The sequence below is a fragment of the Anaerocolumna sedimenticola genome, from assembly GCF_009931695.1.
Taxonomy (GTDB): domain Bacteria; phylum Bacillota; class Clostridia; order Lachnospirales; family Lachnospiraceae; genus Anaerocolumna; species Anaerocolumna sedimenticola.
The window spans coordinates 3,377,832-3,395,185 of sequence record NZ_CP048000.1 but is presented as its reverse complement, the minus strand read 5'-3'; the positions used below and the strand labels follow the sequence as shown (position 1 = coordinate 3,395,185).

Genomic DNA, 17,354 nt, shown 5'->3' with positions numbered 1-17,354 from the left:
TCCTTATGTTAGGTTTATTTCTTGTAACTATTCAGTCACTTTTTCTTAAATATTTCATCCAACTGCACCATAAGCGTGTGCAGTGTACCGACTACTTTTTCGTAATCCATCCTTTTTGGACCGATAATACCAATCTTACCATAAACACCATCTTCAATTTCATAGGTGGCAGTAACCACGGAACAATCTTTCATAGCTTCCACAGGTGTCTCACTTCCGATATATACCTGAATTCCTCCATTATCGGAGTTTTCCGTTTTATTAATGAGTTCCGTAAGCTGCTTCTGCTCTTCAAAGGTTCCCATTAATTCGGTTATCTTTTCCATATCGGTAAGTTCCGGATATTTTAATATGTTCGTAGCGCCGCTGGTATAAATCTCAACATCTTCCTCTTCACTGATAGCTTGTGCTATTGCGTCCAGAATATCACTGACCAGATTACTGTAATTACCAGCCTGTTCTTTCATTTTTTGAATTACATTCATATTAATTTCTGTTAAATCTAACCCTTGAAGAAAGGTATTAAATACAATATTCAGCTTTAAAATAATTTCTTTGTCTATTGTATCCTTTATTGCAACCACTTTATTTTTCACAATATTGCCTTCTAATACAATAATTGCGAGTAAATTATCAGCTTCAAATTCCGTGAGCTGAATAAACTTAACTTTTTTACTTCTATATTGTGGTTTCGTTACTAAACTGGCATAGTTTGTATTGACAGCCAGAAGCTTCGCAATCTGTTTTAACAGTAAATCTATCTTATCCGCTTTCTCAATCAAAAGTTCTTTCATATTTTCAACTTCATGAACTTTATCTTCCAACATAGTATCTACATATAAACGATAACCTTTGTCGGATGGAATACGGCCGGCAGAGGTATGGGGCTGAATTATATATCCGAGTTCCTCTAAATCTGCCATTTCATTTCTTATAGTAGCGGAGCTTAGATTCAAATCGGTGTATTTCGAAATTGTCCGTGATCCGACAGGTTCGCCGGTTTCCAGATAATTACGGATGATAGCCTGTAATATCTTCAATTTTCTTTCATCCAATTGCATCTAATCCCTCCTGCTTTATTGATTGTTAGCACTCACTCGAATAGAGTGCTAATATCTTTATACATAAAATAGCACTATCAATTTACTTTGTCAAGTGCTATTTTTTATTTTTTAATTCTTATTTTTCCCTATTCCATAACCCAATGTGTTCTATTTCTTCTCATTTAATCCAGTAAAAATCTTGATAAAACAACATTGCTTAAATCAATACCTTTATCAGTCAGATATATTTTATCTCCTTTTGCTTCAATTAATCCCTCAAATAAAGATTTATTTATTATCTCACCATATATGGATTCTATGGTTTCCCCAAATATTTTTTTAAAATTATTTTTACTGATGCCCTTACTCATTCTTAAACCCAAAAACATAAATTCCTCCATCTGCTGATTTTTGGTAAGGGGTTCCTCATTTCTTCTAATATTATGATACTCTGCGGAATTTTTAAGATAAACAGATAGATTATCTTCGTTTTGGAATCTTATCTTATTTAATAAGGAGGAAGCTCCAAGGCCAAGGCCCAAATAATCCGTCCGAAGCCAATAGGAGGAATTATGTCTGGATTCAAACCCGGGTTTGGCATAATTGGATATTTCATACCGATAATAACCTGTTTTCTCTAAATATTCTTTGGTTTCGGCATAAATCTTACGGTCAAGTTCTTCGTCCTGGTCCTCTTCCCGGTAACGTAAATAAAAGGGGGTTCCTTCTTCAATAATCAGGCTATAGGCTGAGATATGCTCCGGATCTAACTTTACTGTTTCCTGTAAAGTATATAACCAATTTTCTAAGGTCTGTCCTGGTAAACCTGACATTAAATCGATATTTATATTTCGAAATCCCAGTTCTCTGGCAAGATTATAATTTTCTTTAAATGTTTCATAAGTATGAATTCTTCCTAACATTTTCAATTCATTGTTATCTGCCGACTGAAGTCCAAAACTTAAGCGGTTGATTCCCGCATTTTTATAACAAAGCAGCTTCTCCCTTGTTATAGTTCCCGGGTTTACTTCTATGGTAATTTCAGGTTGTTCTTCTATATCACCACTGGAAATCCTAAAGACTTCCCGGATAGTATCCATAATAGCTTGGATTAATTTTCCCTCCAAAGAAGAGGGAGTACCTCCTCCGATAAATATCGTCTTTACAAGGTACTCCGCACTAACCTGTTTATAACTTTTGATCTCTGCGATCAAAGCTTTTACATATTTATTTTTGGTTTCCTCATCTGCCGGAGCAGAAAGGAAATCACAATAGTCACACTTCCTGACACAAAAGGGAATATGAATATATAAACCTAAATCCTTTTTCTGTCCATTAATCATAGTCTCTCCTCATATTTATCATCCTGCCAGGTAATTGCGAAGCTATCTATTTTCTGAATATACCATGCAATCAATACGAATTTCATAGCTTCAGTTGCCCGTTGGGTAAGATTCAGCTCTGAAATTGTATTTGTTGTATGGTATTATAGATACAATAATGGTGTTTCGCAATTGCCTAATCATCCAGCTTTAATACGCTCATGAAAGCTTTCTGAGGGATCTCAACGTTACCTACCTGACGCATACGTTTCTTGCCTTCTTTTTGTTTCTCAAGGAGTTTTCTCTTACGGCTGATATCACCGCCGTAACATTTGGCAAGCACGTCTTTACGCATAGCTTTAACCGTTTCTCTGGCTATTATCTTGCTTCCTATAGCCGCCTGAATAGGAACTTCAAAAAGTTGTCTCGGTATTTCTTCCTTTAATTTCTCACACATCTTTCTGCCGCGTTCATAAGCAGATTCTCCATGTACAATAAAGGATAGGGCATCCACTTCTTCTTTATTAATCAGAATATCCAGTTTTACAAGTTCGGACTGTACATATCCCTTAATTTCATAGTCGAAAGATGCATACCCGCGTGATCTGGATTTTAAAGCGTCAAAGAAATCATAGATGATTTCATTTAAAGGAAGCTCATATTTTAATAACGCTCTGGTAGCCTCCATATATTCCATTCCCAGATAAATACCGCGGCGTTCCTGGCACAGATTCATTATGGCACCGACAAATTCCGTAGTAACCATAATCTCCGCACTTACCATAGGTTCTTCCATATATTGAATTTCCGAGGGATCCGGTAAATTGGACGGATTAGTAATATCAATTACCTGTCCGTCGGTTTTATGAACTTTATAAACAACACCCGGAGCGGTAGTTACAATATCTAAGTTGTATTCTCTCTCTAATCTTTCCTGTATGATTTCCAGATGCAGTAATCCTAAGAAACCGCAGCGGAAACCGAATCCTAAGGCAATGGATGTCTCCGGTTCAAATTGGAGGGCAGCATCATTTAACTGTAGTTTCTCCAATGCATCTCTTAAATCCGGATATTTTGCGCCGTCTGCCGGGTACATACCGCAATATACCATGGAATTAACCTTTTTATAACCGGGTAAAGCCTGCTTACAGGGGTTATTCGCATCCGTCACCGTATCACCTACACGGGTATCCCTAACATTTTTAAGGCTGGCTGTGAGATAACCAACCATACCGGCAGTTAACTCCTCACAAGGTATAAATTGCCCTGCTCCAAAAGTACCGATTTCAACTACTTCTGCTACTGCTCCGGTGGCCATCATCTTGATTTCCGTTCCTTTGGTCACCCTGCCTTCCATGATACGGCAGAATATAATTACACCTTTATAGGAGTCATATTTGGAATCAAAAATTAATGCCTGAAGCGGTGCATTCACATCACCTTTCGGCGGAGAAATCTTTGTTACAATCTGCTCTAATACTTCTTCTATATTTATACCGACTTTAGCGGAAATTAAAGGTGCATCTTCCGCTTCCAATCCGATAACATCTTCAATTTCGGCTTTAACACGGGATGGGTCGGCACTGGGTAAGTCTATTTTGTTAATAACCGGCATAATATCCAGGTTATGATCCAATGCAAGATAAACGTTGGCAAGGGTCTGGGCTTCAATACCCTGTGCCGCATCAACAACCAATATAGCTCCTTCACAAGCCGCAAGGCTTCGGGATACTTCATAATTAAAGTCAACATGGCCTGGGGTATCGATAAGATTAAAAATATATTCTTCGCCGTCTTTCGCTTTATAAACCGTACGTACTGTCTGTGCTTTTATGGTAATGCCTCTCTCACGTTCCAGTTCCATATTATCCAGTACCTGGGCCTGCATTTCCCTGTTGGTTAATAATCCGGTCTTCTCAATAATCCGGTCGGCTAAAGTTGATTTTCCATGATCTATATGGGCAATTATGCAAAAATTACGTATTTTGCTTTGGTTTATCATTTTTATAATTCCTCCTGCAACGCCTAGTATGCCGACAAGCAATTGATACAGACATCAACATGCCGGTACACTAGTACTTTTCTGTTGTATTATAGCATAGACCTTACTTACTTACAAGAAAAAGCGTTTGTTTCTTGATGTCTGCGAAGTAATAGCGTATGGCCTTTCATATTTCATTAAGACTCATTTTTATTTAGTACCAATTTTAGATCCCTGCCTAAGCTGATAGTTCGCCGCTAATCCCATACCGATTAATATCCAGAAAGTCGGTGAGGTCTGTAAGGAGGAATCATTAAATAAACCGCTTACCATATAACTTATGGTTGCCAGAAAACAGCCCAGGCCTAACTGCTTTATATAACCGTTTCCAGTTATCTTACGATAAATTCGGAAAGACTGAATAAAATATAGAATGTAAAACAATAGGAACAATAGTAATGATATTACTCCCGTCTGAATTCCAATCATCAGGTACATGTTGTGGGGCTTTTCAATTAAAGTATAAGGTGTTTTGCAGTTGTTCGCTTTTCCCACATGGTCCCATTGGGGAAATACCAGCAGAAAGGTATCCGGGCCTGTACCAGTTAGTGGATTCTTTTTCAAAAGAGGAATGGATCTTGACCAGATATATCCTCTTCCGGACGCTATATGTTCCTGATTTTTAAATCCCAATGTATCTATTTTCTCAAGTTTCTCCGTTTTACCGAAATCATTAAGATAAATATATCCCTGTTCTTTATCGTTATAGAAATTCCAATCCGTTCCGTTGATTCGGGCAATCAAAAGCTCCTTCCCGTTATCATTTTTTATCATAAACTTTATGTCCTGAAACGGCTCTAACTCTAATGTATTAGTATTCTTATTATAAAGCCCTGTTTTATCTTCTCCTGAAACATCGGTAAATGCAAGAGAACCTTGAGAGGAATCAATTGCTACCTGCAATTTTACTCCTTTATAACTGATAGACACCTGTTCTTTATTGGTCAGTATTTCTTCCAATGAATTGCCTTCTGTTTTGTTTACATTTTTAAAGGTATCATTCAGTTTGGTTATGAAACGGAAACCGCTCAGGGAATCCACTGCAATAAATAAAACAAAGCAGAGAATGAGACCTGCGGTACACTGTTTTTTCCATTGTTTTAAGCGGTCACGGTAAAAATATCCCATAAACAGTATAGTGATAAATATGGATAAAAAACCGGTTCTTGAATATGTTTTAAACTGAACCGTTAACATGGCACATAGAAGAATAATATAAGAAACTTTTTTCTTTTTATTATCCACCGACAACATTCTAACCATAAAAACAGGTATTAACATCGCCACATATACACTTGCGTAATTAGGGTTGAATAAGGTCAGCGATACTGCATTCGTGCTTAAAAGATTTTTAATATTACCAAGGTATTCTTCCCAATAATCCCTTGGTATAATCAATTTCTGAAACCAGGTAAATTCTATAATATCTTTTCCTAACATTTGTAAAAATCCCAGAATAATCATAACAATACTTGAGATGATCATAGATTTTAGTACACTTTTAAAGTCCTCTTCCGATTTCATGATTTGATATGTATAGAGAGCTGATACCCCATATCCCAGGAGTACAAAAACCGATTCGAAATGAGCCATCCCGCCAACTAATGAAGTATGTACGTCTACAGAAAATGCAGCAGATAATATTATAATCAATGAATATATCCCCAATGGTATGAACAATTTCATATTTTTCATCCGGGAACGGTATAACAATAGATAAATTAATAATATTATAGCAGCAAAAACTGCAACTAAAATTAAACCATAACTTTTATAGTAGGAAAAAAAATCGGAGACAATATCATTATCCGGAAACCACTTGTACTTAGCTAATCCGCTTTCATATACAATTAAACGTGTAATAAAAGGATGGATGGATAATAGGAATATAATGGGAATTAACAAATCATTAAATTCTTTCCTTTTTTTCTTTGGCCGCATATACTTAATCCCCCGGTAGTTTCAAATCATCGGTAAACTATTACCTAACTAATTTTATATAGAAGAAAAACAGAGCATGAAAAGATAATGCCTAAAAGAGTTCATACTCTTTTATGAGTTATTCTTCATGCTCAATTATAGTATAGAAAAAGTTGTAATTCAATTAGTATTCTTTCACTTTGAAATTAATATGCTATTACCAATTCAGAAAATTAGTAAGAAGAAACCGTAATATTGAATTTAGCAGAAAAACTGCCGCAGGATGCTGTAATTACTGCATTTCCTACTTTTACCGGTTCTACATATCCGTCCTGATCCACTTTTACAATAGACTCATCACTGGAGGTAAAAATTACTGGCGTAGTAGCATTAAAAGGTTCCTTAACAAGATATTCACTTAAAGAAAAATCGCCTTTATTACCAAGGTAATAAGTTAAGGATAGGGAACCATCCGCTTCTAAATAATAATCTTCTAATTTCATGGAGGTAATCGGAATCTCTTTTACTGTTACTTCTACAGTTCCTACGGCTCTCTTTACGCCCGCATATGTTTCGTAAACAGTAACGGTAGTAGTACCAAGATTAACTCCTTTTAAAACCGTTTCAGTATAACCCCAGCCGTCATCTCTTGAGTCGACAGAAACGATATTGCGGTCTGCTGATTCATAGGAGTAAACTACATCCCAGGAACTGTTGGTAATGTAAATGACATCGTAGACACTATTGATTGAGTTAATACCAATGGTAATATTCTTACTTTCATCACTTATAGAGGATTCTGTTACACTTACTGCAATATCACCTAAAGCTCTTTTTACATTCTTATAAGTTTCCGTTACCGTTAAAGTTGCCGATCCGCCTTTTAAACCAACGATAAAACCATTTTTATCCGTTGTTACTATGGATGGATCCGAAGATGTATATGTATATTTTGCTTTAAAATTCATATATTGTATTGGTGCAAGGTATCCGGTATGTGCAATTACTTCCATACTGTTTCTGGCAAGTTTGGAATTTACTACGGATACGGATTGGGTACTTAATTTAGTTTTTTTACCTTTATAGGTTTCATATACCGTAATTATTGCAGTACCTTTGCTGACACCTGAGATTTTACCGTCTTTGCTTACCGTTGCTACCTTTGTATTATTGGATGTATAGGTGTATTTAGCACCGCTTTTAGCGTTTACAATGTATAAATACTCCGGGGTACTACAAATGCCCACATTCTTATTGGTTAATTCTGCTTTTGCTTTTGCTGCCGCCTCTGCTTTTGTAACAGTCTGAACCGACGGTAAGCAATTTAATACCGCAGGTGCAATAAACATTACACAAAGAAGTATGGCGATTTTCTTGAAAAATTTGTTCATGCAATTCCTCCTGTTAACCTTTGGAACCAGATTCCTTAGGTTTCCCTATTATTTTTAGGCCCGGACTTACTCTTACCCTTTAACGGTTTATTGTTAATAAAGTCGTAATATGTCGGATTGAGCCATCTTTTGTAATCACTGGTATTATATTACAAATCCACCGAAAAGTCAATGTAATAACTGGTTTCTATATAGATAAATACCAGGAAATATCAGGAAAAACGTTACTAGTTACTTACTCTATATTTTATAAACAGCTATCGATTTCTATCACTATTTATTCTCTCCCGAGAGAACTTCATTAAGGATTTCAGATAAATAATCCATTGCATTCATCGCTTCTTCAACTGTATTTTTATCAGTTCCTAGTTCTATTAACAGGGATTTTTTCCTGAGATGCATATTATATCTGTACTGTTGCAAGTAGTTTTTATACATTAAACCGGGATATACTTCCCTGCCCTTTAGCTGCAGCTGAAGGCTAAAAGCCAGATTATCCTGGATATACGGGTTTTTCAAATGAGTAATCGCACCTTTTGAATTCCTGCTTAAACCATTAAATAACATAATTTGTGCAGTGTCTTTCCCGTCTATTTTAGTCACACGTTTACTATCTGCACCGTCCCTATGTAAGTCTATTATTACTTCGATACTGGGATTTTTGTCTAATATTTTCTCAACACCATCACAGGCGTAATTATAAGCTAAATTTCTATCCAGCTCTCCTCCCATTATATCATATTTCGTTTTATCATGGATAACATTATATCCATAGTTATCCTCCAGTAATTTTGTCAAATAAGTTCCTACTCCCACTACCGTATCTTCTTCTTTTCCCCGTCTGCTGTCACTGTAAGTCTCTTGGGAATGAGTATGATAAATTAAGATCTGCGGCTTGTCTTTCGTTGTTTTCATAGTCATATCCTCACCCATTAATTTTTCAGCATCAAATAATTTATCGCTTACTACTGTTGCAGAATCAACTATGTAAAAATTATTATATAAGAACTGACGGTTTAATAACTGGTTCAGGGTAAAACTCTGACCGTTAATCATTCCCAAAGTTTCTTTTGCATCCTCACTTGAAATATTAGTTTCTTCACTTTCCAAATAAACTTCTCCGTTTATTATATCAATAGGCATGATACCGTTTATTCCATTCACTGCCACGGCAGAATCGCCTTCCTGTGAATTTCTATCATTGTTATTGGTATTATCGTCTGTCTGATTATGTACATTTAATTGATTATAACTATCAATTCCCTCTAAAATTTTGCTGACATACAAGTCATTATTAAATAAAGTATTATTACCTCCTGCAAATAAAAGCGCATTATTTTGATCTTCTATTAAATTATTTTCAGATCCATCACTTGCCTGGGCTATGTAACGATTAATAGGAAAGTTTCCTATCATTGTATTAAGTATAAAATTTCTATTTTCGTTTTCCTCACTGCCGGATATATAACCTAATATGGGAATACCGGATTGCATCATATAATTACAGGCTGCCGTAACCATATGTGTCTCGAAAGATTCTCCTGAATTACCGCCTGTACCCGGTCCCAGTATGCGAATACATTTAATCAATACGTTTAAGCTAAGGATTAATATTATACTCCAAAGCGCTATATGAAACAGTCTTGCAATCCTGTATTTATACCTTCTCATAAATCTCTCCCATCTGAAGTTTTAACCATAAATAACACTTAATAGACCTTCTACTTAATCTATCATATGCTTCATTTTTCAATCTGATAACGTTTCAGGTACTATTTTATAATTTTTTTTAGACAGGCTATACCAATTCCCCAAAACCTAAAGTTATGATAAAATAATTTATATTCAACTAAATTATGATTGCTTTTGGTTTTGGAGAAAAACGCCTTATGCAAAACATTTATTTAAAGCTTCAGAGACGGTATAACTAATGCGCTTTATAGTTTCATCAATATTTTTTGGGGTAACAAACATATTACCCATAGTTTCTTCATTAAGTTCATTCATAAATTGATGGATTTCTTTCTCACCGAAACCCTGTTTTGACATAAATTGTTCCATAGTGTCACTTACGATGGTGAAAGCGTCAACTACGGTTGGAACTCCCAAAGCGATCACATCTACTCCAAGACTATCTTTATTTAATGCTTTCCTGTTATTTCCTACACCGGATCCGGGACTGATACCGGTATCCGTAATCTGCACCGTTTTATTCAGTCTGTGTATGCTTCTGGCTGCTAATGCATCTATTACAATTACTAATTTCGGCTTGGTTTCCCGAATAATGCCTCTTAATACTTCACTGGTTTCCATTCCGGTCTGAGCCATTACCCCCGGGGAAATGGCACTGACATTACCCATATTATTCTCTTCTAAGAAACTGTTGCCAAACTCTTTTGCCAGATGCCTCGTAACAAATAAATTATCTACTACCTGTGGTCCCAAGGCATCCGGTGTAACATCCCGATTGCCAAGACCTGCTATGAGAATTTCTCTTTTCGATGTCTCACCGGCCAATTGCTTAATATATTTTGCAATTTCTTTTGTTATAGGCTCATGGAAACTTTCATCTTCCTCTCCCAGCTTAGGAGCTTCTATGGTAATGTAAGTACCAATCGGTTTACCCATGGCATCGGCACCTTTTTGATCCTTAATGGTTACTGTAGTCACACGGATATCTTTTTTCTTATCATAATCCTCTTTTAAAACCACACCTTGTATTTCTACATTGTCTTCCTCAAAGGTTTCTCTTACCTCTAATGCAAGGTCCGTCCTCGGAACTCCTGCTATCTTGCCGTTTTCTTCTTTTTTGTCCATGCTCTAAGATCATACCTTTCTATGTTTAAAGTTATTCTCTTATATTTTCTTCATTTTTTTTTAAAATATGTATTGACAGAATTATGGCTTTATACTACTATATAATAGTATGTTTGCATTAGAACGTCCGTGTCCGGATTTAATGAAACAAATAATTCAATTAAAAATAGAACATTTTGGAGGTGTACGATTTGGCTAACATTAAATCTGCTAAGAAAAGAATCTTAGTTAACGAAACTAAGGCTTTAAGAAATAAGGCGATTAAATCTAAGGTTAAGACTGTTATAAAGAAAGTTGATGCTGCTGTGGCTGCCAGCGACAAAGAACTTGCTAAAGCAAGCTTAATCACTGCAATTTCTGAAATTGATAAAGCTACTTCTAAAGGCGTTTATCATAAGAATACTGCATCTAGAAAAGTATCCCGTTTAAGCAAAGCTGTTAATTCTATTGCTTAATAATTATAGATTCAGGAAGGGGCATAACCCACTCCGACCTGTATAAATTGAATATTACTTTATTCATAGAAATAAGACGCTTGTTTAAGCGTCTTATTTTTTAAAATCTTTTGGTTTTCTTTTTTCCGGAGATACCCCGCCGCTCATGTGGTAAATGGGACTCTTAATAAAAGATGCCCGTTTCACTGCGTCAATACCATACCGGTTTCTTATATGATCTATCGCTTTATCCAGCTTAGCTAATTTTTCATATGGCTGATAAAGATCAAATAAATTTAACTGTCGTACTCCATAATCCTCTGTAATCCTGCTGGTGTGGATTCCCAGATGTCTGACCGGAATACCGTCCCATAACTCATCAAATAACCTGCACGCCGCCTTATATATTTCATTGGTTATGTTTGTTGCCGTAAATAAAGTTAATTGATGGGAAACATGGTGAAATTCAAAGTCCACAATATGAATCGCCACAACAGAGGCCATCACGTGGTCGTTCCTCAGTCTTGTACTGACGGTTTCAGCCAGGGCAAGTAAAACCATCTTAGCAGAAAACTCATTATCCACATCAAAAGGTGTGGTAGTTGAATTGCCGTACCCCTTATTCGCCGGTTTTTCATCCGTTACAAAGGCAGTATCCAATCCATTGGCAAAATCATGGATCAATTCCCCATATTTTTTAAAATGTGACCGTAAGATATTGATATCTGTAACCGCCAATTCCCCAATCGTGTGTATGCCAAGAGTATGCAGTTTTTTAGTAGTAGCCCTTCCTACATAAAAAAGATCAGAAACCGGTAATTTCCACATTTTTTCTTTTATTTCCCAGGGATATAAGGTATGAACCATATTGGGTTTTTTTAGATCTGAAGCCATCTTGGCTAATAATTTATTAGAAGATATGCCGATATTCACCGTAAAACCCAGTTCTTCATAAATACGGTCTTTGATAATGTGGGCAATTTTAAGCGGAGATTCATAAAGATAACCTGTTCCGGTCATGTCACAGTATGCCTCATCAATACTGTACTGTTCCACACAGGGTGCATATTCCCTTAATATATCCATAAATGCTTTTGAACAGCTTTCATATAAATCATAATGGGCGGAACTAATACCAAATCCGGACATTTTTTTGCGGCCTCGCTGACACTTTCTCCTGTCTGTATATTATACTTTTTGGCAGGTTGTGATTTGGCTAAAATAATACCGTGCCTTTTCTTAACATCTCCACCGACTGCCGATGGTATCTCTCGTAAATCGGTTCTTTCCCCCAGAATTTTAATCCGGTAAACTGCTTCCCAACTTAAAAATGCTGAATTTACATCAATATGAAAAATAATCGGTTCCATACATATGTTCTCCTTCTAATACATTATATGCATTATACCAGAATGTATGTTCGATCATCAATAGAAATTTATGGTTAAGAAATCCGCGCCAGAACGGGCGGAACTTGATTTAAAATCCTGCTTGTACTATTATTGTCCATTATCCATTGCTCTATTTCTTCTTTTTCAAGAACAACCGGCATACGGTCATGAATATCATTCATGGATTGATTCGCCTGTGTTGTTAATATAACAAAACGGCATTCCTCATTAAAAAAATTATAAAGGCCTGCCATATAAAGAGTTTCTGATTCTTCTCTTTTAAAAAGGAACTTTTTCTTATTTCTGTCCCACTCATAAAAACCACTGGATGGGATGACGCATCTTCTGCTAAAAACACTTTCGCGAAAGGTCTTTTTATCCAGTACTGATTCAGCCCTGGCATTAATTAATACACCTTTCTTATAATAATTAGGAAATCCCCATACCGATAATTCCGGTTCAATGTTCTTCCCATATGCCGCCAGAATCGGTGCGGTGTCAGTAGGAAATATTTCTCCGGATTTTCTTTTATTATTCTCATATTTAGCATCTAATTGCTCCAGTATCTTACGTATTTCCCTCGATGTTTCATCATCCACATAATAACGGCCGCACATAGGGATAACCTCCTAACATAAAATATTCATATTTCTACATATTGCGTTTAAAACCCATAAATATATTGTTCCCGAAATAAATGAATCAGTAACATTATATGTAATGTTTCGGATGCTCCGTAACAATTCTAACTGATGTGGCAATCGCTTTTACAATCTCAAATTCATGTTCTGCAGATAAAATACATAAACGTGCAAACAGCTCCCCTTCTTTTGTTACAACATATTTAGGAGTCATTTGATTTAACGTACACGCAATGATGTCATTACGGCATTTTTCGCATTTGCAGCAATCTAATGTATCCCAGATTTCGCCTAACTTCTCTTCTACTAATGTCTCCATGACATTATAATATTTTTCCATAGACTTCCCCTTTACATCTGCATTATCCAATATGTATCTATTTCATTTATATCATATGCAATAATTATGTACAATCTCCTTATGCTGCAGGTGGAATATAATACATATCAAAATACTTACATTATTATATAAAATCAGTATAACATGGAATAATGCAATTGTAACTAATCTATTTAGACTAGTTATTTTAACTTAATTTAGTAATTATACAAGGAGTATGGATATTTATAAAGAATTTTACAACAATAAACTGTTACGAATTAAATAGAGGGGTTGTTGTAACTATCAGAATCTTTAAATTCATTCTTTTACAACAGCCCCTGCCCGCTAATTATGATTCAATTACAGATGTTTCTTTACAGTTTACCGTAAAAATGCCTGGTTGTTTACCGGTTAAGAAAATGCTTCTCTTATCCGGTTGGGAAGTTCCGATATAAACTTCATAACTGCCTGCGTTTAATACCAGTTTCCCCTCTTCATCAAATAAAGCAAACGCTTCTGCCGGAAGAATAACTTGAACTTCCATCTCTTCTCCTGCTTTTAAGAATACTTTTTTAATTCCTTTTAATTGATGATTTGGTGCACCCTCCACATCCAGTGCTTTTACATAAACCTGAACGGTTTCTGCACCGTCCATTTTTCCGGTGTTCTTTAACTTAACACTGCAGGCCACATTTCCACCCGCTGCTATCGTATCCTGGCTGATACCGGCCCCGCCCAGGGTAAAATCAGTATAACTTAATCCATATCCAAACGGATATAAGGCCTCCTGATTCATGTAACGATAGGTGCGTCCTGCCATATTATAATCCGTAAATTTCGGGAGTTCTTCGGTGGTACGGTAGAAAGTTACCGGTAACTTGCCCTCCGGTGAATATTCACCAAATAACACCTGAGCGATACCTCGGCCTCCCTGTGCACCCGGATACCAAGCCTGTATAATAGCAGGAATGTGCTCGTCTGCCCAGGTTACTGCCAATGCACTGCCGGAAAGTAATACTAATATAACCGGTTTACCACTCTCATAAAGAACTTTTAAGATATCCTCCTGTAATCCGGGGAGTTTCAGATTCGGCTTATCACCGCTGGCGAATTCATTACCCTCATCTCCCTCTTCTCCTTCTAAACCGGAATCAAGACCCAAACATGCTATGATAACATCAGAAGCATCGGCAACAGCCCTGACTTCAGCAACACGGTCATTGGTTCTGGAAAGACCCTGGACTTTATCTTTAAACAAATGGCATCCTTCGGAGTAGCGGATGGTAACATCCTCACCCAGATACTCTCTGATTCCTTCTAATACGGTTATATATTCCGATGCAGTTCCTTCATAATTACCGATTAACGCTTTCCGGTTATCCGCATTCGGTCCTATCACACCAACCGTTTTTAATTTGTTCTTATTTAACGGCAGAAGCCCGTTTTCATTCTTTAATAATACTATGGATTTTTTAACAGCTTCAATATTTAACGCTTTATGCTCCTTACTGTCCACTACATCATAGTTAATAGTATTGTAAGGTACTTTCTCAGGAGTCTCAAATAGTCCAAGTTTCATTCTGGTGGTAAATAATCTTGTAACTGCCTGTGTTATAGTCTCTTCTTCCACTAAACCATCTCTTACTGCCTGTAATAAATGTACGAACATATTACCGCAGTTTAGATCACAGCCATTATTCATAGCTAAAGCAACAGATTCTACAGGTGTAGACGTAACCATGTGATGTTCGTGGAAATCCTTAATCGCCCAGCAATCTGAAGTAACATGTCCCTTAAAACCCCATTTATCACGAAGGGTATCTTTAAGCAGGGTTTTACTTCCGCAGCAGGGTTCACCGTTTGTGCGGTTATAAGCTCCCATAACTGCCTCTACCTTTCCCTCCTGTACACATGCTTTAAACGCCGGCAGGTAAGTTTCATTTAAATCTTTCTTAGAAACCTTTGCATCAAAACTGTGGCGAAGATCTTCCGGTCCGGAGTGAACTGCAAAATGTTTTGCACAGGCTGCCGCTTTCATATACTTTTTATCATTTCCCTGTAAGCCTTTAATAAAGCTGACTCCGAGACGGGAAGTCAGGTAAGGGTCTTCCCCGTATGTTTCATGGCCTCTGCCCCATCTGGGGTCGCGGAAAATGTTTACATTAGGAGACCAGAATGTCAGTCCTTTGTAGATATCCGTATCCCCGTATTTCTGCTGCATATTGAATTTAGCACGTCCTTCCGTGGAGATACAGTCTGCCACTTTCCCTATAAATTCATCGTCGAAAGTTGCAGCCAAACCAATTGCCTGTGGAAATACCGTTGCAACACCTGCCCTGGCTACGCCGTGAAGTGCTTCATTCCAGTAATTATAAGCTTTTACTCCCAGACGCTTAATTTCGGCTGATCCGTGTAATGTCTGATAAACCTTTTCTTCCAGTGTCATTTCAGATACCAATGCAGCAGCTCTTTCTTCAAAAGATAAAGATTCATCCAAGTACTTATTAGATTCCATTTTGTAAGTTCCTCCTCGCTTTTTTGTCCAATTCTAGGTAATTGCGAAACCAGAATATTGTATTTCTATGCCATGCAATTAATACAATTTCAGAGCTGAATCTTGCCCTAAAGGCAACTGAAGCTATGAAATTCGTATTAATTGTATGGTATATTCAGAAAACGATATAGTTTCACAATTACCTATTGTCCAATTCTATAACTTATGATGTTATTATAATATAAAAAATTTAATAACTCTTATCAATTATTGCTACGCGGCATTCAGTAATTGCTAAGTTATAATACTCTCTTATTTTACAAAATCTATTTACTTTCCGTACATCCTATAATAAAATATGATTAAATTACTTACATTATCCCATTGGACTTAAAATATATGTCCCTGTTTATAACATATTATTGTGCATACCCATTAGTAAATCAATCTCATATTTTAGCAATATATGATTGTGCAGGATATACAGAAAATTCTATAGGTTATGAAATACCCTAAAATAAGATGATTAGAGAGGATATTATGGCTGATAAACAATTGGCAGAAAATACTTCTGCATATGCTCCTGACTTTGAACGTAAGGTAAACGGAACTCTTGAAGAGGTCGGTTATTCCGAAAATTCCTCGGTACTTTTATGGGTTAATCAGGTTAATAAAAATTTTCCTCTCCATTGGCATTCCGCAGTGGAAATCATAATGCCTTTATCAAATACCTATACCGCAATTATAAATAAAATTGACTATACCTTACGGGAAGGTGATATTTTAATTATCCCACCGGGAGACCTTCATGAACTTTACGCCCCATTACAAGGTTCCCGAATTATTATACTATTTGATTTTACACTAATGAGTAAGCAGAAAGGATTTTCCGTTATTACCCCCGTACTAACCCATCCCAATCTTATAACTCCTGAAAACTCACCGGAAATTTATAAAGAAGCTTATGAATTATTAATCCAGGCGAAAGAAGAATATATGAATGCTATTCCCCTTTGGGAAGCTTCTATTTATAATTTAATAATACGGTTGTTTATTTTAATCGGGCGTAATCATATGGGTACTAATACAATCTTACCTCTGGCAGGTCTTAATAAGCAAAAAGAATATATCGAAAAAATGAATATGATTTATGATTATATTGACCGCAGTTATATGGAGAATATCACGTTAGAAAATGCTGCTTCGTTAGCCGGCTTTTCCAAATTTCATTTTTCAAGATTGTTTAAACAAATGACGTCAACTTCTTTTTATGATTATTTAACCTTAAGAAGAATCAAAGCTGCTGAAAGCCTGCTGCTTAATCCAGAATTACCAATAATAGAAGTTGCTCTCCAGTCCGGCTTTGCCAGTATTTCGACTTTTAACCGGGTGTTTAAATCGATTAAAAAATGCACACCCACAGAATTTAAAGAATTTTATCGAAAACAAAACCATGATTCCCATGCAAGTTTCAATTAATTATTTTTCAACCAAGTTCCCGATAACCATTTTATACAGGCGAATTCATGTATTTTAAA

12 protein-coding genes and 1 pseudogene are annotated in these 17,354 nt (G+C 36.3%); 2 read left to right on the top strand and 11 right to left on the bottom strand.

What is annotated here, in order from left to right:
- Positions 1–35: 35 nt before the first annotated feature.
- The 7 genes from hrcA to gpr form a co-directional block, all read right to left on the bottom strand.
- Positions 36–1,061, bottom strand: a complete 1,026-nt coding sequence (hrcA, locus tag Ana3638_RS14960; protein WP_161838752.1) for a heat-inducible transcriptional repressor HrcA — start codon at positions 1,059–1,061, stop codon at positions 36–38.
- Between the two features lie 164 nt (positions 1,062–1,225).
- Complete coding sequence (gene hemW, locus Ana3638_RS14955; protein ID WP_161838751.1) at positions 1,226–2,386, bottom strand: radical SAM family heme chaperone HemW; 1,161 nt, start codon at positions 2,384–2,386, stop codon at positions 1,226–1,228.
- Positions 2,387–2,561: 175 nt separating this feature from the next.
- Positions 2,562–4,367, bottom strand: a complete 1,806-nt coding sequence (gene lepA / locus Ana3638_RS14950) for a translation elongation factor 4 (RefSeq protein WP_202621501.1) — start codon at positions 4,365–4,367, stop codon at positions 2,562–2,564.
- A 189-nt stretch (positions 4,368–4,556) separates the two neighbouring features.
- Positions 4,557–6,347 (bottom strand): O-antigen ligase family protein, encoded by a 1,791-nt coding sequence (locus Ana3638_RS14945; protein ID WP_161838750.1) that lies wholly within the window; start codon positions 6,345–6,347, stop codon positions 4,557–4,559.
- 212 nt (positions 6,348–6,559) lie between these two features.
- Complete coding sequence (locus Ana3638_RS14940) at positions 6,560–7,717, bottom strand: Ig-like domain-containing protein (protein ID WP_161838749.1); 1,158 nt, start codon at positions 7,715–7,717, stop codon at positions 6,560–6,562.
- A gap of 273 nt (positions 7,718–7,990) precedes the next feature.
- Positions 7,991–9,388, bottom strand: a complete 1,398-nt coding sequence (gene spoIIP, locus Ana3638_RS14935) for a stage II sporulation protein P (protein WP_161838748.1) — start codon at positions 9,386–9,388, stop codon at positions 7,991–7,993.
- Positions 9,389–9,604: 216 nt separating this feature from the next.
- Positions 9,605–10,534, bottom strand: a complete 930-nt coding sequence (gpr, locus tag Ana3638_RS14930) for a GPR endopeptidase (protein ID WP_161838747.1) — start codon at positions 10,532–10,534, stop codon at positions 9,605–9,607.
- 191 nt (positions 10,535–10,725) lie between these two features.
- On the opposite strand from gpr, the gene rpsT reads away from it, so the two are divergent.
- A complete protein-coding gene (rpsT, locus tag Ana3638_RS14925; RefSeq protein WP_161838746.1) occupies positions 10,726–10,989 on the top strand; it encodes a 30S ribosomal protein S20 in 264 nt (87 codons plus the stop codon).
- Between the two features lie 93 nt (positions 10,990–11,082).
- Here rpsT and Ana3638_RS14920 read toward each other — a convergent pair.
- From Ana3638_RS14920 to Ana3638_RS14905, 4 genes and pseudogenes are all read right to left on the bottom strand, one after another.
- Positions 11,083–12,338: pseudogene (locus Ana3638_RS14920) on the bottom strand (DNA polymerase Y family protein).
- Between the two features lie 74 nt (positions 12,339–12,412).
- The gene (locus Ana3638_RS14915; RefSeq protein WP_161838745.1) at positions 12,413–12,976 is read right to left on the bottom strand and encodes an SOS response-associated peptidase; all 564 of its coding nucleotides are present in this window, start codon (positions 12,974–12,976) and stop codon (positions 12,413–12,415) included.
- Between the two features lie 94 nt (positions 12,977–13,070).
- Positions 13,071–13,340: a late competence development ComFB family protein gene (locus tag Ana3638_RS14910; RefSeq protein ID WP_161838744.1), complete on the bottom strand. Its 270-nt coding sequence runs from the start codon at positions 13,338–13,340 to the stop codon at positions 13,071–13,073.
- A gap of 331 nt (positions 13,341–13,671) precedes the next feature.
- Positions 13,672–15,837, bottom strand: a complete 2,166-nt coding sequence (locus Ana3638_RS14905; RefSeq protein ID WP_161838743.1) for a glycoside hydrolase family 3 C-terminal domain-containing protein — start codon at positions 15,835–15,837, stop codon at positions 13,672–13,674.
- A 519-nt stretch (positions 15,838–16,356) separates the two neighbouring features.
- On the opposite strand from Ana3638_RS14905, the gene Ana3638_RS14900 reads away from it, so the two are divergent.
- On the top strand, positions 16,357–17,295 hold the full coding sequence (locus Ana3638_RS14900) for an AraC family transcriptional regulator (RefSeq protein ID WP_161838742.1): 939 nt from the start codon (positions 16,357–16,359) through the stop codon (positions 17,293–17,295).
- The last annotated feature ends 59 nt before the right edge of the window (positions 17,296–17,354 follow it).